This window comes from Ornithinibacillus proteolyticus, from assembly GCF_039581225.1.
GTDB classification, from domain to species: domain Bacteria; phylum Bacillota; class Bacilli; order Bacillales; family Amphibacillaceae; genus Ornithinibacillus; species Ornithinibacillus massiliensis.
The window spans coordinates 1-347 of the sequence record NZ_JBCPXV010000131.1; the positions used below are offsets into that span (position 1 = coordinate 1).

General features: G+C 38.9%; 1 pseudogene. It reads left to right on the forward strand.

The features are described from left to right. Positions 1–347: pseudogene (locus tag AAIB49_RS19945) on the forward strand (IS5/IS1182 family transposase); the annotation flags it as partial.

Below are 347 nucleotides of genomic sequence, written 5' to 3' on the forward strand. Positions count from 1 at the left end.
CGTTGGTGTTGAGCGGAAACAGCTTCGTTCCGAGCGAAAAGCACCAAAACAATATCGTAAGCAATTTGAAGATTTTATTGAGCGTAAACAAAATTATCAAAAGGATATGGAGATTTTTGAAGACCGCAATAGTTACTCCAAAACAGATCAAGATGCCACTTTTATGCGGATGAAAGATGACTATATGAAAAACGGACAACTGAAGGCAGGGTATAACGTCCAAGTTGCGACAGAGGGTCAATATGCACTCGCTTATGACGTATTTCCAAATCCAACCGACACTCGTACATTGATTCCCTTTTTGAATACGATCGAAGAAAACTTTTTAGAACTACCTAAATACATCG